General features: G+C 70.3%; 23 protein-coding genes and 2 pseudogenes. 9 read left to right on the top strand and 16 right to left on the bottom strand.

Translation table 11 applies throughout. The features are described 5' to 3' along the window. Window positions 1–211: 211 nt before the first annotated feature. Window positions 212–955 (bottom strand): hypothetical protein, encoded by a 744-nt coding sequence (locus ACMXN5_RS46905; RefSeq protein ID WP_439681000.1) that lies wholly within the window; start codon window positions 953–955, stop codon window positions 212–214. Between the two features lie 251 nt (window positions 956–1,206). On the opposite strand from ACMXN5_RS46905, the gene ACMXN5_RS46900 reads away from it, so the two are divergent. The 3 genes from ACMXN5_RS46900 to ACMXN5_RS46890 all read left to right on the top strand — a co-directional run bounded on the left by ACMXN5_RS46900 (window position 1,207) and on the right by ACMXN5_RS46890 (window position 4,530). Continuing rightward, window positions 1,207–1,419, top strand: a complete 213-nt coding sequence (locus tag ACMXN5_RS46900; protein WP_439680999.1) for a hypothetical protein — start codon at window positions 1,207–1,209, stop codon at window positions 1,417–1,419. 489 nt (window positions 1,420–1,908) lie between these two features. After that, on the top strand, window positions 1,909–2,646 hold the full coding sequence (locus ACMXN5_RS46895; RefSeq protein WP_439680998.1) for a hypothetical protein: 738 nt from the start codon (window positions 1,909–1,911) through the stop codon (window positions 2,644–2,646). A 1,182-nt stretch (window positions 2,647–3,828) separates the two neighbouring features. Continuing rightward, on the top strand, window positions 3,829–4,530 hold the full coding sequence (locus ACMXN5_RS46890; protein ID WP_439680997.1) for a hypothetical protein: 702 nt from the start codon (window positions 3,829–3,831) through the stop codon (window positions 4,528–4,530). Between the two features lie 33 nt (window positions 4,531–4,563). On the opposite strand, the gene ACMXN5_RS46885 is transcribed toward ACMXN5_RS46890, so the two are convergent. Together ACMXN5_RS46885 and ACMXN5_RS46880 are read right to left on the bottom strand one after the other, a co-directional pair. Further along, window positions 4,564–4,722 (bottom strand): hypothetical protein, encoded by a 159-nt coding sequence (locus ACMXN5_RS46885; protein WP_439680996.1) that lies wholly within the window; start codon window positions 4,720–4,722, stop codon window positions 4,564–4,566. Window positions 4,723–4,933: 211 nt separating this feature from the next. Beyond that, window positions 4,934–5,803 carry a helix-turn-helix transcriptional regulator gene (locus tag ACMXN5_RS46880; RefSeq protein WP_439681429.1) on the bottom strand — a complete coding sequence of 290 codons (870 nt, stop codon included), beginning with the start codon at window positions 5,801–5,803 and terminating at the stop codon, window positions 4,934–4,936. A gap of 78 nt (window positions 5,804–5,881) precedes the next feature. Here ACMXN5_RS46880 and ACMXN5_RS46875 point away from each other — a divergent pair, with 78 nt between their 5' ends. The 3 genes and pseudogenes from ACMXN5_RS46875 (at window position 5,882) to ACMXN5_RS46865 (ending at window position 7,315) form a co-directional block, all read left to right on the top strand. After that, complete coding sequence (locus ACMXN5_RS46875) at window positions 5,882–6,703, top strand: SDR family oxidoreductase (RefSeq protein WP_439680995.1); 822 nt, start codon at window positions 5,882–5,884, stop codon at window positions 6,701–6,703. Window positions 6,704–6,755: 52 nt separating this feature from the next. Next, a pseudogene (locus tag ACMXN5_RS46870) lies at window positions 6,756–6,992 on the top strand (oxidoreductase); the annotation flags it as partial. Window positions 6,993–7,105: 113 nt separating this feature from the next. Next, the gene (locus ACMXN5_RS46865; RefSeq protein WP_439680994.1) at window positions 7,106–7,315 is read left to right on the top strand and encodes a 4-oxalocrotonate tautomerase family protein; all 210 of its coding nucleotides are present in this window, start codon (window positions 7,106–7,108) and stop codon (window positions 7,313–7,315) included. Window positions 7,316–8,054: 739 nt separating this feature from the next. On the opposite strand, the pseudogene ACMXN5_RS46860 reads toward ACMXN5_RS46865, so the two are convergent. From ACMXN5_RS46860 to ACMXN5_RS46820, 9 genes and pseudogenes are all read right to left on the bottom strand, one after another. Further along, window positions 8,055–8,168, bottom strand: a pseudogene (locus ACMXN5_RS46860) (SDR family oxidoreductase); the annotation flags it as partial. Window positions 8,169–8,416: 248 nt separating this feature from the next. Then, the gene (locus tag ACMXN5_RS46855) at window positions 8,417–8,761 is read right to left on the bottom strand and encodes a hypothetical protein (protein WP_439680993.1); all 345 of its coding nucleotides are present in this window, start codon (window positions 8,759–8,761) and stop codon (window positions 8,417–8,419) included. Window positions 8,762–9,401: 640 nt separating this feature from the next. Then, on the bottom strand, window positions 9,402–11,036 hold the full coding sequence (locus tag ACMXN5_RS46850; RefSeq protein ID WP_439680992.1) for a S41 family peptidase: 1,635 nt from the start codon (window positions 11,034–11,036) through the stop codon (window positions 9,402–9,404). Between the two features lie 97 nt (window positions 11,037–11,133). Then, window positions 11,134–12,405, bottom strand: a complete 1,272-nt coding sequence (locus tag ACMXN5_RS46845) for a sensor histidine kinase (RefSeq protein ID WP_439680991.1) — start codon at window positions 12,403–12,405, stop codon at window positions 11,134–11,136. A gap of 77 nt (window positions 12,406–12,482) precedes the next feature. Then, entirely contained in the window at window positions 12,483–13,160 is a 678-nt protein-coding gene (locus ACMXN5_RS46840; RefSeq protein WP_439680990.1) for a response regulator transcription factor, read from the bottom strand. A gap of 245 nt (window positions 13,161–13,405) precedes the next feature. Further along, window positions 13,406–13,873, bottom strand: a complete 468-nt coding sequence (locus tag ACMXN5_RS46835) for a hypothetical protein (RefSeq protein ID WP_439680989.1) — start codon at window positions 13,871–13,873, stop codon at window positions 13,406–13,408. A 516-nt stretch (window positions 13,874–14,389) separates the two neighbouring features. Then, entirely contained in the window at window positions 14,390–14,776 is a 387-nt protein-coding gene (locus ACMXN5_RS46830; protein ID WP_439680988.1) for a hypothetical protein, read from the bottom strand. Further along, the gene (locus ACMXN5_RS46825) at window positions 14,773–14,979 is read right to left on the bottom strand and encodes a hypothetical protein (RefSeq protein WP_439680987.1); all 207 of its coding nucleotides are present in this window, start codon (window positions 14,977–14,979) and stop codon (window positions 14,773–14,775) included. Before ACMXN5_RS46825 ends, ACMXN5_RS46830 begins: the two co-directional genes overlap by 4 nt. After that, on the bottom strand, window positions 14,967–16,094 hold the full coding sequence (locus tag ACMXN5_RS46820; protein ID WP_439680986.1) for a hypothetical protein: 1,128 nt from the start codon (window positions 16,092–16,094) through the stop codon (window positions 14,967–14,969). The genes ACMXN5_RS46825 and ACMXN5_RS46820 overlap by 13 nt, the downstream gene beginning before the upstream one ends. Before the next feature lie 139 nt (window positions 16,095–16,233). Here ACMXN5_RS46820 and ACMXN5_RS46815 point away from each other — a divergent pair, with 139 nt between their 5' ends. Continuing rightward, complete coding sequence (locus tag ACMXN5_RS46815) at window positions 16,234–16,506, top strand: hypothetical protein (RefSeq protein WP_439680985.1); 273 nt, start codon at window positions 16,234–16,236, stop codon at window positions 16,504–16,506. A gap of 51 nt (window positions 16,507–16,557) precedes the next feature. On the opposite strand, the gene ACMXN5_RS46810 is transcribed toward ACMXN5_RS46815, so the two are convergent. Further along, a complete protein-coding gene (locus ACMXN5_RS46810; protein WP_439680984.1) occupies window positions 16,558–17,010 on the bottom strand; it encodes a VOC family protein in 453 nt (150 codons plus the stop codon). A 461-nt stretch (window positions 17,011–17,471) separates the two neighbouring features. Between ACMXN5_RS46810 and ctaD the strand changes: the two genes are divergently transcribed. Both ctaD and ACMXN5_RS46800 read left to right on the top strand, forming a co-directional pair. Next, complete coding sequence (gene ctaD, locus ACMXN5_RS46805; protein WP_439681428.1) at window positions 17,472–19,184, top strand: aa3-type cytochrome oxidase subunit I; 1,713 nt, start codon at window positions 17,472–17,474, stop codon at window positions 19,182–19,184. 80 nt (window positions 19,185–19,264) lie between these two features. Continuing rightward, window positions 19,265–19,465, top strand: a complete 201-nt coding sequence (locus ACMXN5_RS46800; RefSeq protein WP_395797939.1) for a DUF5988 family protein — start codon at window positions 19,265–19,267, stop codon at window positions 19,463–19,465. Between the two features lie 71 nt (window positions 19,466–19,536). Here the strand turns inward: ACMXN5_RS46800 and ACMXN5_RS46795 are convergent, their stop codons facing one another. The 3 genes from ACMXN5_RS46795 to ACMXN5_RS46785 form a co-directional block, all read right to left on the bottom strand. Beyond that, window positions 19,537–20,646, bottom strand: a complete 1,110-nt coding sequence (locus ACMXN5_RS46795; RefSeq protein ID WP_439680983.1) for a CapA family protein — start codon at window positions 20,644–20,646, stop codon at window positions 19,537–19,539. A 131-nt stretch (window positions 20,647–20,777) separates the two neighbouring features. Beyond that, window positions 20,778–21,650, bottom strand: a complete 873-nt coding sequence (locus ACMXN5_RS46790) for a geranyl diphosphate 2-C-methyltransferase (RefSeq protein WP_439680982.1) — start codon at window positions 21,648–21,650, stop codon at window positions 20,778–20,780. A gap of 17 nt (window positions 21,651–21,667) precedes the next feature. Further along, window positions 21,668–22,876, bottom strand: coding sequence for a family 2 encapsulin nanocompartment cargo protein terpene cyclase (locus ACMXN5_RS46785; protein ID WP_439680981.1), 1,209 nt, complete (start codon window positions 22,874–22,876; stop codon window positions 21,668–21,670). Between the last annotated feature and the right edge of the window lie 368 nt (window positions 22,877–23,244).

Here is a 23,244-nt window from a genome sequence, read left to right as displayed (position 1 = left end):
GGGAATCGCTGGTGTTCGACGGCATCACGACATGAATGTCTAAGCGGTGACCGCCGCGTCCGGCACGGAGGAGTGGCGGGCGGAGGGGCCGCACCTCCGGGGCGGTGTGCCGGACTGTGGCGGGTTCTCGAACCGGGTGCATGACCGGAGGTTGGGAGGCATCGGGGTCCTTGCCAGGGCAGCATCCACAGCTCCTGGTGAAAGGTGCTGGTCATGCTGCGGATGTCGAAGGTCGAGTTGTACGCGGCGATCCGGCGTGAAACCGCTGGAACGATATGACCGCAGCACTCGGCAACCCCAGCGCTCGCAACAGAGACACCGGCAGCCGGGACGGAGCACCCGCATCGAGACAGCGCAGGCGCCGGTGTCGGGTGTGGTTCAGGGGAGGTTCGACCGGACCAGGTGGAGGTGGGCAAAGTGGTCCCAATTGCCGTCCCAGTGAGGCGAGTTCCTGACATCTCGTACCATGTCCAGTGCCACACCGCTGACCACCCAGCAACCAGCCCGCTTGCGGTACGACCAGCGCTCCACCCGCCGCGGCGGTAACGGCCACGGTGGTCAGGATCGACCGGTGCAGCCAGACGATACGGGCCGAGCGGCGGGCGGCACCGTATGCCTGCGCCGCGTCCGTCAACTCCCTGCGCAGCCCGGCGAGGACGTCCGCGGGATGCCGGTAGTCGCGCCGCAGGTCCCCGAGCAGTCGATACACGGCCCGCATCAGCCTCTCCCGCTCGTCCGCATACCTCTCGCGGAACCGCAGCACGTCGTCCAACGCGGTGTTCGGCGCCGGCACGGGCAGCAGGCGTCCGATCTCCACCTCCCAGGCGGGAATGGCGTGGCGGGGCTCGAACGCGAGCTTCGCGAGCCGGTGGACATGCGGGTTCTCGGTGTAGGCGAAGACCGGTTCGTTGTGAACGCCCCAGTAAACGGCCATTTCGTGGGCGAGTACGGCCACGCGGCGTCGTGGACCTCGCGGGGAACGACGAGTTGCCAGAACCCTGATTGGAAGTCGACGCCCGCCACCCCTGGCGCCCCCGGCCCGACAACGCCGATCGGGCATGGGCGAGCGACCGGGCGGGCGTGCTCGGAGGCGGCACCACTTGTTGTACTTCACCCACACCGTCGCGTCGAGAATCCCCCGACGTGCGGCTTCGAACGCTCGGTGGCGGGACGATGCGACAGCTGTGGGGCCGAGGACGTCCCCGGATGACGGTCCACGACCGACCCGGGATCGGCAAGGCCGTCCAGGGCGGGCCGCGCCGACTGTGGGACGAGGTCGACGCCGCCCTACGATGGCAGGACGAACACCGCATTCACGGCCACGACTTCGGCATCACCGTCGAGGCCGGCCGGCAAGGGGCCTGGGCAAAACGGCCATACCGACGCCGGGAAATGCAGCCGGCGCCCCCGAACGCGTGAACCACCACGGGGCAGGGTCGGGTACCGCGTAGCAGCTGGTGTGTCCAATCCTGCGGCCCTTGCGGTCGTCTCCCGTCTGGGTACGTTGAGCAGGGGAAGCGCCGGCGCTCACCCGACTGCGGCGCGCGGGCGATCCGGTGCGAGGGCAGCCGGCGGCTCGAGCAACCCCGGCCCAACGAGGCGATGATGCGGACGGCGACCGAAATCGGCCCGGACCAATGAACACGACGCCCATTACAGGGAATTCCCAATCACGCTGCGCGGCCTTCTCAAACCCTGCGACACCGCAGGCCAACCCACCCATCGCCGAAAGACACACCCACCGCGACAACGGAAACCCCAAGCCGCCATGCACAGACGAACATTCTCAATCCGTGCCGCACCCCGCCGGGCCAGGGCACCACTCCCCGAACCCACCACCGAGAAGACGTACCCGCAGGCCGCGGTAATTCGGGTGACAGCGGCGGTCCGGTCGACCATCATCGGTCGGTGGCCGACACCGTGGACGTTCTGGAACTGCGCATCATCTGCCCGCCGGCTGCCGAGGTCGGGCTGGAGGTCCGCCCGATCATCGGCGGACTGGACCTGTTCGCCGACTCCCCCTACCGGAGCGTCAGCCCAAGGCACCTACTGGGATCGACGGGGCTACTGCGGGCCACCACCACCCCTCGCGAGGTCCGCATCGCCGAGACCGGATGCGTGGAGGAGTGCTGCGGCGCCCTCCACGTGACGATCAGGCGCGAAATGGAGCACGTGCTCTGGACAGGCTGGCGCAATCCGATGAACAAGGATGTCAGCCTGGCCGACTGCCGGTTCTCCGCCGACCAGTACGACGCCGAGGTCGCCCGGGCCGAGGCGGACCGCAGGTGGCAATGGCCCGGCACCGTGGTCGCCGATCTACTCGAAGCAAAGCTGACAGGGGACGACAGTGCGCTGGTCGCCTGGGACTGCGAACTCGAAGCGATCTGGGACCATCGGAACGAACCCGACTGGATCGACGTCGTGCTGCGCTCCCCTCGCGGCTGTGGCGAGCGTGGGGATGTCTGGCTCCAGTTCGGGATCAGGCTACCGATCTCCGCGGACGACCCAGCCGGCCAAGCGGAGCAACTCGAAGCCCGGCTGACCGCCGAAGATCCCCGTGCCACGGCACAGGTCTGGGGCGGTTCGCAGACGGCCGCCGAGAAGCTCGGCTATCGCTGGCCTCCGGAGTACCCCTGGGAATCGTGAGCGGGTGACCCTTGGAATCACCCCAGTGAGCGAACCGAAGGAACGCCGGCCGCGCCGGCCGCTGCGGCGGCGGTGAGGTCGCAGTTCATCGAGGCGTGGACGTGCTCGGTCACACGATCGTGGGCATGACTCTCCGGTCCGTTCCACCGCCCGGAACACTTGGAGTCCACTTCCTGGGATGTGCGTGTGCAGGTTGCCGTACCGAACGCGGGCCGTGCCCTGTTCGCTGCACGACGGTTCGGGATCGGCGACGGCGTGCGCGGGACCGCTCCATGCCCCGTGGGGGGCTTCCGTGCAAAAGCGCACCGAGGCAAATCGGTACACCCCCAGGAGTGACGGCGAGCAGAAAAAGGTCTCCCGTCCTGCCCGACCTCCCTCCGCTCCCGCCCGGTCTGCCTTCACCGCCACGGCCGCCCCGCGGCCCGCGCGTCACCGCGCCGGAGCCGGGTCTTGATTCACGCACGGCACTCCGGGACGCCCGCATCCCGAGCCCGGCGTGGCGGGGGGCGGGCGCGAGAGGTCGGCTTGGCCCTGCCCGTGTGCCGACGCGGTCTGGGGCCGTTGCCGACGAACGGGCGCAATCGAGCAACACGTCGGGCGGGACGGCGCCGACGCCGTCGCCCGCCGCGGGGCATGTCGGTGCGGGTGGGGGCAATCGAGCGGAGTACCGGGCCGGTCGGTCATGTCGAGGAGTTGATCGCGGGTTCGCAGCGCGGGGAAGTCCTGGGGGCGCTTCTTGTGCCACGCCGTCGCGTCGAGGGGACGCAGCAGGTCGTCGAACGCGTCCCGGGCCGCGATCGCGGTGGTGTCGGGTTCGTCCGCCCGCTCCCGCAGCGGGTGGCCGGCGGGCGCGCCTCGCATGCACTCCCCCAGCGTCGGCCACCGTTCGTCGAGCGGGCGCTCCGTAGCGCGGTCCAGGTGTGCCGGTCGGTGTCCCGAAACGCTCGGTGAGACAACACCGATCCGCGCCGATCTGCGATTTTCCCGCCCGATCAGCAACCGGACCCGAAAGTCGTAAGGAACACCAGAGCGCCGACCGGGCGTTCCAGGCCGCACCCGCCGAGGCGGCCGTCGGAAAGGGCGCAGGGGCGGAAACGATGCGAACGAAGTGTCGGAAGTCTGGGCTAGGTTCGGGCCGTGAACCACAGCAGTTCCAAGGCCGGGGTACCCCGCGAGCCCGACTTGCCGCCCTACCAGGCAGTCCTGGCGGAGACTGAGTGGGGTTCGCTCCAGACGGCTTTCGGGAACGGTGAATGCCTTCCCGAAGTCCTGGCACGGTTGCTGGAGCCCGATCCCAGGGTGCAGGTCACCGCTCTATCGGAACTGACGGAGCTGGTCTGCCATCAGAACTGCATCTACGAAGCCACCGCCCCCGTCGCCATGTATGTCGCCGGTGTCCTCGCCCACCCGGCCGCCATGACCCTGCGGCCGTATCGCAACGTCCCTATCCGCGCGACATTGCTGAACTGGTTGGCTTCCACGGCCTACGACGCCTCCGACGAGATCGTCGACCGAGTCGAGCGGTACTGCCCCGGCTTCCTCGCCCCCGGCACCACGGTGGCGGCCCTCCGGGACCTGCGCCCGATGCTCCATCGAGCCGTCGTGCCCTTCCTGCACGACAATCACGAGGACGTGCGCGAAGCCGCCGGCCTCGCCGCGCTCGTCCTCGTCGAACACCCCTCGCTTGCCCGACACCGCGATCAGCTCGCCGTGCACGCGCGCCGCATCCTGGACACCGGCAGTGACGACTTCAACCGGCGCATCGCCCGGAGGGCCCTCGAAACACGGGGCCACGACGTCACCGACATCGAACCTCTCCAGGAGGATCCCTGGGACTGCGGGCCACACAGCGACGGCCGCGGCGATCTCGAACCACCCTTCTGACCGGTTACGTGCGCCGCCCCGGACGGTGCGCGGCTACCCGGCGGTAGGCGTCGGGGACTTGCGCATGCGGATGAACTCATCCGACTCCTCGATTCGGCGCAGGTGATGGTCGACCAGCTCGGTCGGCGAGACAACGCGCGCACGAACCGCTGCGGCCTGCTCGACCAGCGTCAGGCCGTGAGGGTCTGTCATGATCCGTTCTCCCTTTTCCAGTCCTCAGGTACTCAGGTGCTCAGATTGTCTGAGGACTTTCCCCATAGAGTCGGACTCGGCCGAAAGGCACGGCAAGCCTTACTCCGCCGTGAGCGTGAACGCCGGCCCGGAGTGCTGTTCCAACGCCCTGGCTCGGCGACCTCACCGAAGGGCGCCGACCGGGCGCACGACGGGTCGAGACGGGCAGTCGTCAGCGTTTTGGTCCGGTGACCTCCTGGGTGCCGAGGACGGCGAGCAGGTCGAGGAGGTCGGCGCTGTCGGTGCCGACCGCGGGGGTGAACCACAGCAGTCGTTGTCGGCCGTCCTCGCTGAACAGGTTGAGGCAGTTGACCTCGATCGGGCCGAGCATGGGGTGGTCGAGGCGTTTGCGGTCGTCGCGCCGGAACGCCACGTCGTGGTCGGCCCACAGGGCGGCGAATTCGGGCGAGGTGTCGAGGAGCGATTCGATCATCGAACGGGCCTCGGGGTCCTTGGCATCGCGTCGGGCGGCGGCGGCCCGCAGGTCGGCGACGAAGGCCCGGGACTGGCCCGCGTGTTCGGCTTCGGGATACAGCCGGCGGGCGTCGGGTTCGGTGAACCATCGGAGCACGAAGCTCGCCCGCGCGCCCCGGAAGCCGGACTGGTCCCCGAGCAGCGCCACCGCGAGCGGGTTCTGGATGAGCGTGACGTGCAGGTCGGTGATGACCTGTGCGGGGGTCGAGGTCAGCCGGGTGAGCAGGTCGAGCATGCCGGGATGGACGTGCGAGGCCGCTCCGCCGGGCCCGGGCACCGGGCGATCGGCCAGGTGGTAGAGGTGGTCGCGCTCGTCGGCGGTCAGGCGCAGGGCCCTCGCCAGTGCGGCGATCATCTGCTCGGAGGGCTGGGATCCGGCGCCGCGTTCGAGTTCGTTGTAGTAGTCCACCGACACGCCGGCGAGGTGGGCGACCTCGTCGCGGCGCAGCCCGGGCACCCGGCGGCGGGGTCCGTGGGGAAGACCCACGTCGGCGGGGCGGATGCGGGCGCGCCGGGAGCGCAGGAACGCTCCCAGCTCGGTGTACTTCACGGATCCCATGCCCGCCATTGTGCGTCGGGCCGGGCCGGCGACCCAGGGGATGACATCCCCTGGTTCCGCCTGCCGGCGCAGCGCATCGTGGAGGGCATGACTACGAACCACTCCACAACCACTCCCGCCGAGGCGACCAGTACTCCCGAGGCGACCAGTACCTCCGAGGCGACCAGTCCTCCCGAAGCGGCCGGGCGAGTCGCCATCGTCACCGGCGGCTCGCGCGGCATCGGCCGGGCGGTTTCCCTCGAACTCGCTCGGGGCGGTCTCGCGGTCGTGGTGAACTACACCCGCGACGCGGTCGCCGCCGAGGAGACGGTGGCGGCGGTCACCGCCGGCGGCGGGCGGGCGGTCTCCGTCCGCGCGGACATCGCGGACGAGCACGCGGTCGCGGCGTTGTTCGAGCGGGCGGAGCGGGAGTACGGCGGCGTGGACGTCGTGGTGAACTGCGCCGGCCGACTGGCCCTGTCCCCCGTCGCCGAGCTCGACCTGGCGGTGCTCGACGCGGTACATCGCACCAACATCCGCGGCGCCTTCGTCGTGGCGCAGCAGGCCGCCCGGCGACTGCGGGCGGGCGGCTCGTTCGTGGGGTTCTCCACCTCCGTGGTGGGCACCCGGTTTCCCGCGTACGGCGCGTATGCGGCGAGCAAGGCGGCGGTCGAGTCGCTCACGCTGATCCTCGCGCGCGAGTTGCGCGGACGCGACGTCACGGTCAACACCGTCGCGCCCGGCCCCACCGCCACGGACCTGTTCCTCGACGGAAAGACGCCCGAGGAGATCGACCGGCTCGCCAAGACCCCGCCCCTGGAGCGGCTGGGCACCCCCGACGACATCGCCCGGGTGGTCGCCTTCCTCGCGAGCCCGGCGGGGCACTGGATCAACGGCCAGGTCCTGCGCGCCAATGGGGGCATGGTGTGATGCCGCAGCCGAACGTCGTGGTGGTCACGGGCGCGTCGAGCGGTTTCGGGACGACGTCGACGTCCTGTCCACGCAGCGGGTGAACCGCGCGGTGCTGCCATTCATGCGCGACCGGGGACGGGGCCTGCCGGTGTGGGTCGGCTTCTCCTCGACCCGCGGCGGACATCCGCCCTTCCTGGGGCCGTACGTCGCCGCCAGGGCCGCGATGAACGCCCTCGCCGAGAGCTACGCCGCCGAGCCGATCAAGTTCGGCTTCGGCATCGAGACCACCCTCATGGTCCACGGCGCCGGCCACTGACCACGCCGGCACCGGTCGGGATCGGTCGGGATCAATCCCGAGGCCGCGCCTTCGCGGCCCCGGGCTTCCGCGTCACGGAAGAAAACACTCAAGGAGAAACACCCATGCCTTTCGCCAACTTCAAGGTCCCCGCGGGCACCGTCACCGCCGAGGACAAGAAGAAGATCGTCCAGCGCACCACAGACCTGTACGCCGAGATCTACGGTGAGCGGGCCCGCTCCACCACCGTCGTGCTGATCGACGAGGTCGTCGACGGCGGCTGGGGTGTCGCCGGCAGCGTCCTGACCGCCGCCATGCTCAACGGCGACGCCTGACCCCCACCCCGCCAGCGGGGCCGCGGCCGCGACGGCGCGCAAAATTCGGCCGGGGAGGGGTCGTTGGGCAGGAAGTAGCCTGGCGGCGGGGAGACTCCGGGTCGGTGGTGGGTCTCGGCGGCCACACGCGCGCCGAGGAGACCGCACCCGCCGAGCGCCACGAAGCGGGCCCGCAGGTCGTCGATCTCCGCGGCCTGGGGCAGGACCTTGTACCGGAACGACGCCAGGGTGTCTTGGGCCGTCTTCCTCGGCGGACGGGGCCAACCCGCCGGCGCGTTCGCGCAACAGGCTTCGCAGCAGCGGCCGTTCACCGTCGGGCCGGTCGCGCGGCGACGGGTGGGGCCGGGTGCACGACCGGGCGTTCAGCCGTTCCTCCGCGCGTTGGCGCAGCGCCGGCGGGGGCACCGACGCGTCGGCGTGCGCGGGTATGAACGACCGATGGGTGGGCTCCGGCCGGTTGAGGTGACCCAGGGCCAACGGCAGGCCTCCGATGCGCAGTTCGCTCTCCGCCCCCGCGCGGCGACCGGGCGGCCGTCGTGGTCGAAGACGCCGAGGACGCAGTTGTCGACGGGCAGTCCGATCGGGATCCGGTCGATGTCGGCGGCCTCCCGGGGGCAGGGCCGGTGCGTGACGTCGACGGCGGCCTCGATGGAGCCGGCGACCCGACCGGCGGGCGAGGGTCCGTCGACCGGATTCCGGGGAGGGACCGCCGCGTGGTGCCGTCGTGTGACCGCTCGGGCTACAGTCCGCCGGCCACGCGGAGGTTCGCTCCGGTGGTGTAGGAGGCGTCGGCGGACAACAACCAGGAGACGGCGGCGGCGATCTCGTCCGGTTGTCCGGCACGGCCCAGGGGACGGACGACCCACACATCACGCCACGGCCCGCCCCGGCCGTTTCGGCGCCGGGGCGGGCACGGGTCGCCCACGCGAACAGGGGCGGAACCCGCAGGGGGTCAGCGAGCCGTACTCGGTGCCGACATCGAGAGTTGCCGCACCGTTCGACCCACGACCACGCGCGACATGGGCGTGGCCTGGCCGAGAGGCGGCCCGTGCGGCCCCGCGTGGGTCGTACGGGCCGCCGTCGTGCCCGCGTTCGCGGGGGTCAGATCTTCAGGAGGGTGTACAGGTTGCTGAACCGTCCGTGGGGGTCGCACCAGGTGACCTTGGTGGACCCCGTATAGGTGAAGCCGGGTGGCACGAGGCATGCCTGCAGGCCCGTGAAGGGCAGCTCGATGGTGTAGTACGGGCTGAAGCCGGTGCCCCCGCAGAACGTGACGAGGGTGGCGGCGGTGTAGGTGTAGCCGGGCGGGACCGTGCAGGAATACGAACTGTACGTCGGGGCCGGCGCCGGAGCCTCGGTCGCCACGGCGGATGCCTGGGTGGTGGCGAACATGGCCGCCGCGGTGCCCAGAGCGAGCAGCGCGGACCGAACTTTCGATCGTGACATGGGATTTGCACTCCTGGATGTTCGTCCATGGGACAGAACCGATGGCCGAAAGCCGAGACCGGAGCCTGTCCCGCACCCCGGTCACCGCAGAGCGTGCATGGGAAGTCTCATCGCGCACCCGCACGCCGGCAAGGGCTCGCGCCCGGCACCGTTGGAAATCGGCCGCGCCGCCAACCCTCGCCCACCAGCCGCGACACCCACGCGACCCGGACGCCATCCGGCCACACGCCGTCCACGGGCGCGAACGACCCCTCTTCGGTCGGGCACAATCCAAGGCCTTGACGGGCACATTGGCCGGCTACCGGGGGTGGGCACGGGTTCGCGGTGGACCGAAACGGCCGTAGGGCGGGCCGGAGGAGGGCGCCGGCAGACGCCGCACCATCAGCGGTCGCACCACTGCCGTATCCGAGGAACCCGGCAGCGGAAGTACCGAGACCGAAGAATGACGCCTCGCCGCCACGTGGCCCGCCCCGCCCGCATCCGGCCACATATCCGCGATCACACCGCGACGACCGGTTCCCGAACCGCCCAGAAGGCCGCCCTCGGGATGCGAGAGAACGGCCACTGGCCCTGCGTCATGCCGATTGTGGGTGCTGCGGGGCTTCTGCGGCTGTGCGGCCCAGGGGACTGTTTTTTCTGGCTAGTGTTCGAGGAGCGATGTCGCCTGGGCGAGGGCCGGGTCCTGGCCGGTGGAGCGGTCCGCGGCGGTCAGCGGCGCGTAGATGTCGGGGGGTACGCCGATGCCGTCGACGATCTCGCCGTTGGCGCCGATGGCGCGCTGCGACGGGAAGCGGATCGCGCTCGTGTTGTCGGCGAGCGCGTACAACCGGGCGGGACCGGAGTTCACGCCCGCGGTGCGGGTGCCGATCAGGGTGCCCAGGTGCAGGTCCTTGACGCCGGTCGCGAACGCCTCGCAGGCGGAGGCGCAGCCGTCGTCGGTGAGGGTGACCATCGGCAGGTGCAGCAGCGGGGTGTTGTCGTCGACGCGCTGGGGGTCGCAGCGGCCGTTGGCGTCGCAGAAGGAGAGGACCGTCGCGTCGTGGATGAAGGCACCCAGCAGTATGTTGCCTTCGTCGGCGACGCCGCCGCGGTTGCCGCGTACGTCGAAGATCACGCCGGTGAGCGTCGTCGTCGCCCGGAGATCGGCGATGGCCTTGAGGATCTCCCGGGCGACGCCCGGGTAGAAGGCATCAAAGCGGATCCGGGCCATGCCGCCGTCCAACACCGCGGCGTCCACGTGCGGTTGGGCCGGTGGGGGCAACTCGCCGGGGGTGACCGCCAGTTGCCGTGTCTCACCGGTCGCGGGACGGCGTATCGTCAGCGTCACCGGCGTGCGTTGCGGAGCGGGCGGACGCAGCAGGTCCAGGACTCCCGGGTTGAGTTTGCCGCTGGTGAAGGCCGGGACACCGTTCACCGACTCGATGATGTCGCCGGGCGTGAGTCCGGCGACGGCAGCGGGGCTGCCCGCGGCGACCTCGGTGGCGAACAGCGGTCCGGTGAAGTCGGGCGCGGTCTCGGCGCGTGGCAGTGCGTGGTTCAGGCTGACGCCGAGGCCCCACCGGGGAGCGCCCGGGCCCGGGGCGATGCCGGACGCCTGGTAGCCCGCGTGGTTGTCGTGGAGGGCGGCGAGCATGCCCTGGATCGCGACGACGGCGAGGGACGAGCGCAGCGCCTGGTCGTTCGGCGCCGCGTCCAGTACCTCTTGGAGGCGCTTGCCGAAGCGCGCCCAGTCCTTGTCGCGGTGGCCGGTCAGGGCGGGCAGCACGGCGTTCGGCTGGTCCGAACCGCGCTTGCGTAGTTCGCGGACGACGGCCTGGAAGGCGTACTGGAGCAGTATGCGGTCGTCGAGCCGCGAGCCGCCGTAGTAGTTGTCGAACAGGCAGTAGTACGCCTGCCGCACGGTAGCGACGGACGTCGGGATCGGTGTCTGCGCGGGCGGTTGGGGCCGGGTCGGATCCTGAGCGACGCAGGCGGCGGGCCGGCCCGCAGAGTCGGCCGAGGCGGCGAGGTCCGGAACGAGAATGCTCCCGGCGACCAGGACGCCGGCCAGTACGGTCACGCCCAAAGCTGCCGGCACGCGCCGCTTGCGGGTCAGTGCCCGGCGCCGGTCCCCGCGCCCTCGGCTGACCGGCCCGGCTTCGGGCGCCGGGTCCCGGCGGTGCCCGCCCTCGGCTTCCGCGGGTGCACATTCGTCGGCCCCGGTTGGCGCTGCCGGGGCGGATTCGGCCGGAACGGCTTGGGCAGTTGCGTCGGTGGTGGGTACGTCGTTGCTCATCTGGGCTGCTCCCGAACTCGCGTCAGTCCTGCGGACGCGGCGGCACCTCTGTCGGTGCGTCGGCCGCGCTGACGGAAGTTCTACCGAGCGGCCGGTTTCACGGCGGTTTCGTCGCCGCAGCGGGGAAGGCGACGGTGACCGCCAATCCGCCGCCGGGGCGCGCGGCGGCGGTGAACGCGGCGTCGTGGGCGGACGCGATTGCCGCGACGATGGACAAGCCCAGGCCGAGGCCCGCGGCGTCGGCGGTGCGCACGTTGCGGGCCGGGCGGGTCGCGTCGAGGCGTTGGAACGGCCGGCTGATCCGTTCGACGGCGTCCGCGGGTACGACGGGCCCGGTGTTGGCGACGGTGATCACGGCGCGGCCGCTCTCCGTGGCGGTGACGATGTCGACGTGTCCGCCGGGCGTGTTGTAACGGATCGCGTTGTCGAGCAGGTTGGCGACCAGCCGTTCGATGAGCGCCCGATGGCCTGCGGTGACGGCCTCGTCGAGCGACGGGCGCAGCGTGACGAGCCGCGCCGCCGCGTCCGTGCCGCACCCGACCACGCTCTCCGCGACGAGCCGGGCCAGGTCGACCGGGCGGCGCACGTCGACGCCGGCTTGGCCGCGGGCGAGGGTGAGCAGCGCTTCGATGAGCCGCTCCTGCTGCTCCCCTGCGGCGAGTATGCGCTCGTGGGCGGTACGCAGCGACGCGATGCTCGGTTCGGGGTCGGCCAGCGCGACCTGGCCCAGCACACGCTGTCGGGCCAGCGGCGTACGCAGCTCGTGGGAGGCGTTGGCGACGAACTGCCGCTGCGCCTGGAACGATCCCTCGAGCCGGGCCAGCAGCGCGTCGAACGTGTCGCCCAGCTCCCGGAGTTCGTCCCGGGGTCCGTCCAGGGCAAGGCGCCGTTGCAGGCTGGTGGCCGAGATGTCCCGCGCGGTGGAGGTGATGGTCCGCAGCGGGCGCAGAATGCGACCGGCCACCACCCATCCGAGCAGCACGGATGTCAGCACCATCAGCCCCAGTGCGAATCCGGACTGGACGATCAGGGTGTGCAGCATGGCCGACTTCTGGTGGTCGACGGTCCGCTGGACCTCCTGCTGAAGGGAGTCCGCGGCGGCCGGGTCACCGGGCCCTGCGTTCGGCCGCGCCCCGTCGCCGGGCGCCGCGATGTCCGCGCCGGGGGCCGGAGCGCCGCCGGTCGGAGCGGCGACGCTCGGAGCGCCGACGCTCACCTCACGCTTGACCACCGCGGGCGGACGATCCAGGGCGCCGGCCACCAGCGCGTAGGTGATCGCCAACAGCGCCGCCCCGCAAACCAGGAACAGCCCGCCGTACAGGGCGGTCAGCCGCAACCGCACGGTACCGCGGGGCCGACCGAACCGCACGATCCCGGCGGTGAGGCGACCGGACCCCCGGAGAAACGTGCGCGGGGTCGGCCGGCCGGCCCGCCCCGCCGGCCCGCTCAGGCGACCTCTCCAAGCATCCGATAACCCCGGCCGGCCACCGTTTCGATGACCGGCGGCGCCCCGAGCTTGGCCCGCAGCCGGCTCACGGTGATCTTCACCGCGCTGGTGAAGGGGTCGGCCGTCTCATCCCAGACACGCTCCAGCAGTTCCTCGGCGGAGACCGCGCGACCCCTGGCGGCCAGGAGCAGTTCGAGCACGCCGAACTCCTTCGGCGTGAGCACCAGCGGCCGACCGCCCCGGACGGCGGTGCGCCGGCCGGTGTCGACCACCAGATCGCCGCACCGGACCACAGGCGGCACGGCCGGATGGGAGCGGCGCGCCAACGCGGCGATCCGGGCGACGAGCACCGGAAAGTCGAAGGGCTTCGTCAGGTAGTCGTCGGCCCCCAGCCCCAGCCCGTCCACAATATCGTCCGCCGTGGCCGCGGCCGTCAGCATCAGCACGCGACTGCGGCCTCCGGCGGCGATCAGCGCCGCACAGACGTCGTCGCCGTGCGTGCCGGGGAGGTCCCGGTCCAAAACCACCACATCGTACGCGTCGCGATCGGGCCCCAACGCCCGCTCCAGCGCCGCCTCGCCGTCGTACGCGAGATCGACGGCCATCTGCGCACGCCGCAGACCCACCGCCACGACCTGCGCCATCTCCTCGTCATCCTCGACCACAAGCACCCGCAACGCCCCGCCTCCACCCCACACTCAGCGACCCGGCGTCCCGCAGCCTAACCGGGCCATCGGGTCGACCGACCCGCAACATGTAGGGCGAGGCAAGGCACTTGCGGACCAGGCCCTCCAGGAGCGTACGGCGATCGGTGCAGGGCGTGCGGTCGGCAACCAGGTCCCGGTCGTCCGAGAGCACGACGTCGAACAGCATCAGGTCAGTACGTGCCGAACGGTCGAACTCCCTTTTCCGACGGTTTGGTTCAGTCCTGTCGGGCGAACTCGGCGAGTACCTGCGGGGTGGCGATTCGACGCGATGCGAAGTGGTCCACCGGGCCGACGTTCAAGTCCCGTACGGACGCGCCGTGTTCGGTCAGGCGGCGGGCACAGCTCTCGGTGTTCGCGAACGGGACCGTGCGATCGGCGGCGCCGCCGGGCAGCACGACGGGTACCGAAGGCGTCCACGAGCAGGTCGCGTCGTCGGGCCGGCGCAGGCGGGCCACGAACTCGGCCCTGAACAGCCCTTCCAGGGTGTCGGGAAGCTTGTCGAGCACGTCCTTGTCGGGCAGTTTGCCGGCGAACAGGTTCGTCACGTTGCCGACCTGATCCGCGCGGAAGACCTCCGCCGGGTTCCGATACAGACCGTAAATGGGACCCCAGGCGAGCATGAGGTAGTCCGGCGAGAGGTTGGTCTCCCTGCCCTGGTACGCGAGCGCGCCCGGCCGCATCACCCGTCCAGGTCGTAGGGGCCGGCAACCGGGGCGAGCGCGCCGAGCCGCAGGTGCGGATCCGCGCCGCCGTCCAACGACCGCGCCATCGCCCGAGCCGCGACCGACCTGTGGGGCTCCACATGGGGCGGCAACCAGATCTACGGCACGAAGCTGTGCATCACCGCAGCCGAAATGCTGGGAGAAGACCCCCACACGGAACCGTGGAACTGACACCCGCCAAGCCCCCCGGACCGAACCGGCCGAACCGGCCGAACCGCGTTCACGACGTCTGCCGGGACCGGTGGGAGATGCTTGAAGTTCATGCGTTGACGCTACGGCTCCGTACCCACGGCACCCGGCGATTTCCGAGGTATCGGCGGCGAGGACATCGGAGCCCGGCTGGAACGGCAACGGCGCAGTGCGGTGGGCCTGTTCCCGGCGGGAGGTGGCGGCGCGCCGGGTCGTGTCCCGCGCCTGCGGTGCCTGGATCGTCTGATGCCGGCAGGCCAAGTCGCCGCCGAGGGATGGGGCCGATGTTCAATCGGTGTGCGGCCGGCTCCAGGCGCGCAGGGTTCGGGCGACGTCGGTGAGGGTGTGTTTGCGTTCGCGGATGTCGCGGGTCAACTGGACCCAGCCGCCGGGAGGGACGGTGAGGGGTTCGTCGGAGCCGGCCATGTAGCGGTCGGCGCAGGCGCAGCCCACGACGGCGTTGAAGTCGGCGAAGGGCTCCAGGACGATCATGGAGTGGACGAACGTCGCGGCGCGTGCGGCGGTCTCCTCGTAGTACAGCTCGCCGCGGAAGCGTTCGTAGCGGTGGCGCTCGACGCAGAACGCGAACGATCCCCAGTCGGTGAGCGGCAGGTTCACCGGGTTGTTCGCGGTCTGGATGTCCAGGACCCATCCGGCGTCGACGCGCAGGATCAACGCTGCCCCTCGGGGAAGGCGTCCTCGAACTCGGCCAGGTGCTCGGTGACGAACGTGGCGGCACCGGTGACAAAGTTGCGGCGGGCGGCCTCGGACACGCTCAGGTCGTGCACATGGGCCTTCACGGACTTGCCCCCGAGCTGTGCGGCCTTGCGCACGGCGGCGAGTTCCTCGTCCGTGTACTCGATGTTCAAAGCTGGCATGGCGACAAGGTACCAGGCAGGTACCACCAACGGTACCGACCCGGTACCAAAACCGCGGGCACCCCCGGGAGCCGTCGTCGGCGACCGCCGAGCCGGGGCGAATGGTGTTGCGGACGGCGTCCGGCGCGGTCGTGTGAGGCTTCCGCTTCGGCGGGCCCGGGCACTCCATGTCGTGCCGTGGTGGGTGCGGGCGTCGCCAGGAACGCGGCCGTGGCGGCGGCGAGGAGGGAGATCGCAGCGCAACTCCACCACACCGTCTCGTAGGCGGTTTCGGCGGGGAATCGGCCGCCTTTGAAGGTCATGCCGGCGAGGATGGCGGCGAAGACGGCACCGGAGACGCTGCCGCCGAGGGTTTTGGCGGTGCTGTAGATGCCGGTGTCGACGCCGGTGCGGTCGGCGGCGCTCGCGTCGAGGACGAGGACGGGGAGCATGCCGAGGCCCAGTCTGAGTCCGAGGCCGAGGCCGACGTCGGAGGCGAAGAAGTGCCATGCCCTGCTGTGGGCGACGGCAAGCAGGACGAATCCGGCGGCCATCGAGGTGCCGCTGATCACGAGCGTTGCCCGGGGTCCGGTGACGCGAGCCAGGAGCGGGGCCAGTGCCGAACCCACGAAGGCGCACACCGCCGCGGGCAGGAGCATCCAGCCGACGGTGCGGGTGTCGTAGCCCAGCCCGTAGCCGAGCATGTCCGGCGGCGATCCGAGGAAGAGCGCGGCGGCGCTCTTCGAGGCGTACAGGGTCACGCCGACGAACAAGGAGGCGGTGTACACGGGCCACAGAGTGCGGCGTGCGGCGGCGCGGACGTCGACGATGGGGTGCTCGACGCGGAGTTCGGCCGTCGTCCATGCGGCGAGCAGGGCGGCGGAGGCGGCGAACAGCGCGAGCGTGTCGGGCCGGTCCCAGCCGTGGCCGCTGCCGCGCGAAAAGCCGAGCATCAGCGTCGCGAGCCCGGGGCTGAGCAGTGCCGCGCCGGTCCAGTCGATGCCGCCGCGGGCGCGGGTGGCGGTGTCGGGGACCAGGAAGAAGGACAGCGCGGCGATTCGCCGCCACCGGAAACCCCAACGGCAGCGGACAACCCCGCTGGATGCCCTTCCGGGGCGACGGTTGGGTGCAATCATTCGCAACCACCACGATCGGCCGGACCGACCGCAACGCGGAACACCAGTGCGCCTTCTGGAAGACCATCGATTCGCGACCCGAGGGTCCGTGAACCGAAGGTCGGGTTCACCGTTGCCTGTTCGCGGCTGGGGGATTTCCGTGGTCACGCTGAGGGTGGTCGACAGGAAGGCGCTGACCGAGGCCGTGGACCACCTGGGCGCCTGGGGCGTCGAAGGTGTCGTGGTGATCACCCCGCAGCGACAGGCCGTCGCCGCGTTGGCCGAACTCCGCTCTCCCTTCCCGGTGGTCTCCCCGGAAGGGGCACATGGTCCGGCCATTCCCGGCGTATCCCTCGATCAGCATCTGCCGACCATCGGGCATCGGACGGTGTGGCATGTCGCGCGCCCGTGCCGCCCCGCGCCATGGGTGTGACCGCACTCGTGGCCGGAACGTGCGGGCGCGGCGGGCCGCCTGCCTCGCTGTTCAGCCACCGCTCTGCATGGCTTCCTCGGCTCGCTTCGCCATCTCTTGTTCGGAGACGTCCTCGACGTGCGAAGCGACGCTCCAGCGGTGACCGAAGGGGTCCTCGAACTGGCCCGTCCGGTCGCCGTAGAACTCGTCCTTCACCGCCCGCAGTTCCCGGGCGCCCTTGGCGAGCGCATCGGCGAAGACCGCATCGACGTCCTCGACGTACACATGAAGCGTCACCGGCGTACCACCCACGGCCTTCGGGCTCCGGAAGCCCATGTCCGGGAACTCGTCCGCGAGCATGACGATCGAGGTGCCCAGCTGTAGCTCGGCATGGCCGATCCTGCCGCCGGGCGCGGCCATTCTCATGCGCTCGGTCGCGCCGAGGACGGAGACGTAGAAGTCGATCGCGGCCGCCGCTCCGTCGACGCAGAGGTAGGGCGTGACGCGCGGGTAATCCTCGGGCACGGGTTTGACGCTCACGGTCGCCGGCCTCTCCGGTCGGTGGCGATACGGCCGACGGTCGGGCACGACTGTCGACTCGGGCAAAGCGGTATGCCGGGCCTACCGGACACGCAGGATCAGCGTGGCATGCGGCACAGCGCCACGCGCCAGGCACGCCGTATCCCGAGTTGCCGGTCACCCGCCTGGGCCCGAAGGCCACCCCCCATTCGGTCTGCCGCGCGAACCCATGGGCGGGGTCCGGGAGGCGCGGACCGACGGGCGGGGGCTCCGGTAGCGCCGAATGGGGCACTGTGCTCGCGATGCCCGCGCGTCTCGGCGGGCGGGCGCACCATGCGGGATACGTTGCGCGGCGAGGCTTTGGGGCGAGTATCCGCCGCACCGGCGAGGGCCCGGTACGGACCCGCTCCGGGCCCTCGCCGGTCGGGAGGACTGACGTGAGTGTGAGTCGGGAAGCCGAACGCGACGTGGCACCGCTCCTGCCCCCGGGTGGTGAGCGGGCGGGCGCCGGGGCCCGAGTGGTCGGCTGGCTGACCACCACGGACCACAAGGTGATCGGCTACATGTACATCACCACGTCGTTCGGGTTCTTCCTCATCGGCGGAATCCTGGCGCTGTTCATCCGCGCCGAACTCGCCCGACCGGGCAGCCAGATCCTGTCCAACGAACAATTCAACCAGGCGTTCACGCTGCACGGCACGATCATGCTGCTGCTGTTCGCGACGCCGCTGTTCGCCGGATTCGCGAATGCCGTCATGCCGCTGCAGATCGGTGCGCCCGATGTGGCGTTCCCGCGCCTGAACATGCTCTCGTACTGGCTGTACCTCTTCGGCGCCCTCATGGTCCTGGGAGGTTTCCTCACCCCGCAGGGCGCGGCGGCCTTCGGGTGGACGGGCTACGCGCCGCTGTCCGGCGTGATCCGATCGCCGGGTGTCGGCGCCGATCTGTGGATCATGGGTCTGGTCCTGTCCGGATTCGGCACGATCCTCGGCTCGGTCAACTTCATCACCACGATCATCTGCATGCGGGCGCCGGGCATGACCATGTTCCGCCTGCCGATCTTCTGCTGGAACGTGCTGCTGACCGGCTTCCTGGTGCTGATGGCGTTTCCGATCCTGGCCGCCGCGCTCCTCGTCCTGGAGGCCGACCGCAAGTTCGGCGCGCACGTCTTCGATCCGGTCAACGGCGGGCCGCTGTTGTGGCAGCACCTGTTCTGGTTCTTCGGGCACCCCGAGGTGTACATCATCGCGCTGCCGTTCTTCGGCATCATCAGCGAGGTTCTGCCGGTGTTCTCGCGCAAGCCGATCTTCGGCTACCTGGGCCTGGTCGGCGCCACGATCGCGATCGCCGCACTGTCCTCGGTGGTGTGGGCGCACCACATGTTCGTCACGGGCGCGGTGCTGCTGCCGTTCTTCTCGCTCCTGTCGTTCCTCATCGCGGTGCCCACCGGGGTGAAGTTCTTCAACTGGATCGGCACGATGTGGAACGGCTCGCTGTCGTTCGAGACTCCGATGTTGTGGTCCCTCGGCTTCCTCGTCACGTTCTTGTTCGGCGGGCTGACCGGGGTGATCCTCGCGTCGCCGGCGCTGGACTTCCACGTCTCCGACACGTACTTCGTGGTGGCGCACTTCCACTACACGGTCTTCGGCACCGTGGTATTCGCGATGTTCGCCGGCTTCTACTTCTGGTGGCCGAAGTGGACCGGGAGAATGCTCGACGAACGCCTGGGCCGGGTGCACTTCTGGTGCCTGTTCGTCGGCTTCCACACCACGTTCCTGGTACAGCACTGGCTCGGCGTCCGGGGCATGCCCCGTCGGTACGCCGACTATCTGTCCGGCGACGGCCTCACGGCCCTGAACTCGCTGTCCTCCATCGGGGCGTTCCTGTTGGGGGCGTCGACCCTGCCGTTCCTGTACAACGTGTGGCTGACCTACAAGACCGGCAAGAAGGTCGCCGTCGACGACCCTTGGGGGTACGGGCGTTCGTTGGAATGGGCGACCTCGTGTCCGCCACCCCGGCACAACTTCACCGCGCTGCCGCGCATCCGCTCCGAGTGCCCGGCCTTCGACGCGCGGTATCCGGAGATCGCCATGCTCGGCGTGCGCCAAACCCGGCCGGTAGGGGACGGGATCGACGGCTCGAATCCGAGTCCCGGGTCGGACTCGGGCCGGGGCCTGTGAGGGTCCGGCGCCCGGAGCGCGCTTGGGCCCGAAGACCGACGCCGGGGATTGGAACCCGGAGTACGTGGGATAGGCCGAACATGAGCCAACGCGCGTACCTCGAGGGTGGACCGGACGACATGCCGGAGCGGATCGTCCCGATCACTCCGCCCGGAGTCGAGCTGAAGATCCCGTTCCGCAATGGATACGAGCACTTCAAGAGCACCTCGCGACACCGGGAGACCCCGGAGGGCAGGTTGCCCGTCTACGAGTGGTGGGAAAGGACCGAGGTCGCCGACTGACCACGGCGAACGGAAGCGAGTGGCAACCGACGGCGGCCCGCTTCGATGGCCACGGCGGCGTACGCATGCGGTCAGTGGTGGAGCGTGAGGCGGTTGTCGAACTCCGGGGTCACCTCGGTCCCGAAGGGGCGGCCGGCTCGGGTGAGCGTGTCCGCCAGCCACTCGACATCGACGCGTGACGCGCGGCCAAGACGCATCTTGACGGCCCGCAGGGGCACCATGCGCAGACCGGACAGTTCTCCCGTATCGCGCGCCACGGTGGCGAAGTACAGGAGTCGCAGGTCGTCGCGGTAGTACTCGTAGCCGCGGATGCCTTCGTAGTCGTCGACGCAGTCGCCACAGCCGTACAGGATCAGTTTGTTCCGGTACACGTCGATCGCGCGCGGATGGTGCGAGGAGTGACCGTGCACGACGTCGACGCCGCCGTCGATCAGGCGGTGTGCGTACCGAATCCGCGATGCCGGGACGTCGTAGCCCCAATTCGAACCCCAGTGCACGGACGCGACCACGATGTCCCCCGGGAGTTTCGCCCGACCCACCCGTGCGACGAGTTCCTCGGCACCTCGCTCCGACGCGTCGTGGGTGAAGTCGACGCCTGCGCGGTTCTCGGTCGCGGCCCAATCGGGCGGCACCCCACTGGAGGGCATCCCCTGAGCAAAGACCAGCACCCGCCCACCTTCCCCGACGGGCACCACCGCAGGACGTCGGGCCTCCTCGATGTCACCCCCCGCGCCGGCGGTGCGCAGCCCGGCCCGGCGCAGCGCGTCGAGGGTATCCGCAAGACCCGCACGGCCGAAGTCGAGGACGTGATTGTTCGCCAGGACGCAGACATCGGGCCGGACCGCCTCGAGGCACGGGATGTTGTCGGGGTGCATCCGGTAGTGCACGGCCTTGAACGGTTCGAAGTCGTCGCTGGTGGTGATGCCGGTCTCCAGGTTCACGACCCGGACGTCGGGCGCCTCGGCATGGAGGATGTCCAGGGCATCGCCCCAGGGGCGGCGGAATCCCACGGGTCGGGGAATCGGTCCGTTGGCCTCCTCCGCCAATCGCACGTATTCGCCGGCGTCGCCGACGAATGCCTCACGCAGCGCCGGATCACCCGGGTGCGGGAGAATCCGGTCGATGCCGCGGCCCAGCATCACGTCTCCGCACAGGCACAGCGTCACGTGGCGGTTCTTCATGGTTCCAGGGTTCCACCACCCGGGCGCCCGGCCCGGCGCGCGGGTGGCGGGGGCGCCCGGGGTCGGGCGGTTCGATGGGGGGCCGGCCGCGACCTCTGCGTCCGGGAGTGGGCGGTGGGGTCGGCCCGGGGTCAGATGCGGTCGGCGGCGATCAGGAGGTATTGGAACGAGCCGTTGCGGTAGGAGTTGAGGAAGGCATCCTCGATGCCGGTGGTGAGCGTGGACGTGGCGCGCAGTTCCCAGTAGGGCAGGGTGGCGGGGGTGAGGTCGATGATGGCCTGGGGCACGAAGCGGTTGTCGGCCATGGCCCGCAGGTATTCGCGGCGCGAGTGGATGTTGCATTCGAAGTGGGCGTTGATCTGGGACACCCACTTGGAGGGTTGCCCGTAGACGGGGTTCCAGCAGCCGGTGATGGTCACGTACCGGCCGCCGGGGGCGAGGATGCGGGCGTGTTCGGCGAACAGGTCGTGCAGGTCGACGTACATGCTCGACTCGTTGTTCCACGAGGCCCGCGCCTGCCCGCTCGCGAAGGGCATGTCGAGCATGTTGCACACGTGCGCGCGCACCGACGCGTCGATGCCCAGCTCGCGGGCGCGCCGGTTGGCGAACTCGGCCTGCTTGGCGGACAGGGTCACCCCGTCGACCGAGCATCCGAAGCGGTGGTGGGCCATCACCATGGAGCCGCCGCGACCACACCCCGCGTCCACCAGCCGGTCCTCGCGCCCGATCGACCCCAGGTGATCCAGAAGCAGGTCGGCCTGCGCGGACTCCAGTCGGTGCAGCTCGGCGACGACCCTTGCCTCGCGATCGCCGCCGTGGGAGCCGGCGAGTGCGGAGTCGTCGACGGCCCCGATGCCATAGTGATGGTGGTAGAGGCCGTCCACGTCGCCCAGGCGCAGGTTCACCGGCCGTGCCTCGTGGTCCCAATAGGCGGCGATGTCGCCCTGGTAGGGCGTCGCCGGCGCGGGGGCGGCGGAGACGGCGGATTCGGCTGTCGTGGTCACGATGGATCTCCTCTTGGTTACCAGAAGTCGGGCAGGCCGTAGCGGTAGGTATTGGTCTGGTGCCAGTGGTGGTTGCCGTCGACCCACGCGGCGACGCCGCGCAGGAAGCGGGCCACGAGGGGTGTGGGGCAGGCGAGGGCCAGGGCTGCGGCCTCCGTCTCGAAGGCGCGCATCAGGTCGTTGTGTACCTCGATGGCCTTGAGGTACGCGGCACGTTCGTCCAGGCCCTCGCGTTCGGCGAGCACCACGGGCAGGTTCATGTGCCGCCCCGGGGCGGCGAGTTCCTTGGTGTACGAGTACAGGTCGTTGACGATCGTGGTGGCGTTGGACGCCAGCGCGATGACACGCTGCATGTCCGGCCGGGCGTGCAGATCGGCGGGCAGTTCGTACCCGCCGACGGTGTCGGTGATGGTGGGACAGGGGCGGAAGTTGTTGAACTGCCGCATCGCCAGGTACTCCCACACCTCGGGCACGTACTCCGTCTGCGCCCACGCCGCCTCGGCGAGATATCCCAGGTGCAGGCGCGCCATGTCGTGCCGGAACCGGTCGGCCCGCGAGGGGCCGGCGAGCCGCAGGAAGTAGTCCATCGCCGAGCGGTACGCCCGCCGCGGGGCGTCACCGTGCAGCGACTGCGCCCAGGGGCCCTGGTATTCCGGCGTGGTGTGCACCGGATCGAGGGCGGTGTGCGCCATGAGCAGACGCCCGCCGAGGCCGACCGGTGAGCCGCCGTGGTCCTCGCAGTAGCAGTCGTCGAGCACGTTCTCCGCGGCCATCAACCGGGTGGCGACCATCAGATGCTCGATCGTGGGCGCATCGGGATGGCAGGCGACCATGTACCTGCCCAGCGAGAAACCGTCGAACTGGTCCTCCCACTCCGGCGGGAACAACGCGACCTCGTCCACCGCCCAGTCCTTGATCCGACGACCGACCTCCGCCACCCGCACCTCGTCCGGCTCGGCCACCGGGTGGTAATACAAACCCGGAACCTCCCGACAGGGCCTCGACGGTTGCGCGCGCTGCGCCAGGTACAGACCCGCCGTGCCCAGACCACTCGGACCGCGCAACACCCGCCCCCACACGTTGTGCCCGATGCCCCCGGCCCCGTCGGCCGGCGCCGCTTCGTCCTCGCGGCAACCATCGGCTTCGGGAGTGGCGGAGCGCGTGGTGGGCACTGCCACGGCCTTGGGGTCCGGTGTCGGCACCGGGTGGAGAGAGCGTTCGAGCATCCATGTCTCCTTGGGTGGGTGTGGGTGTGGGTGTATGGGTGTGGGTGGCTCGTGGTGCAGGATTCCTGAAATACGTTCGACCGAGGCAACAATGGGGTCGGCTTCTATATGGTGATGTCGGAGTCGCCACGGTCGTCGGCAGGCTTCTTGTATTGTTTTCGACGACGACAGGCCACATGCACGTCGCGGTATGAAGAAAATCAAGGATGATTGGCGGGCTTCCTTTCGCGTACGAGAATAGGTTAGGACGACTCGCCGATTCGACGCGGGCGAGAGATTGCCATTCGATATAGTGATTCTTCCTGTCACCCATTTGCCGCAGGCCTGCCGTCGCCGACCTGCACGGCGTGGCGCGGTGCTGCCCCGCC

This window comes from Embleya australiensis, from assembly GCF_051903075.1.
GTDB lineage: Bacteria > Actinomycetota > Actinomycetes > Streptomycetales > Streptomycetaceae > Embleya.
Note: the sequence above shows the minus strand (reverse complement) of the source record. Positions and strands in the feature narration are given on the sequence as shown.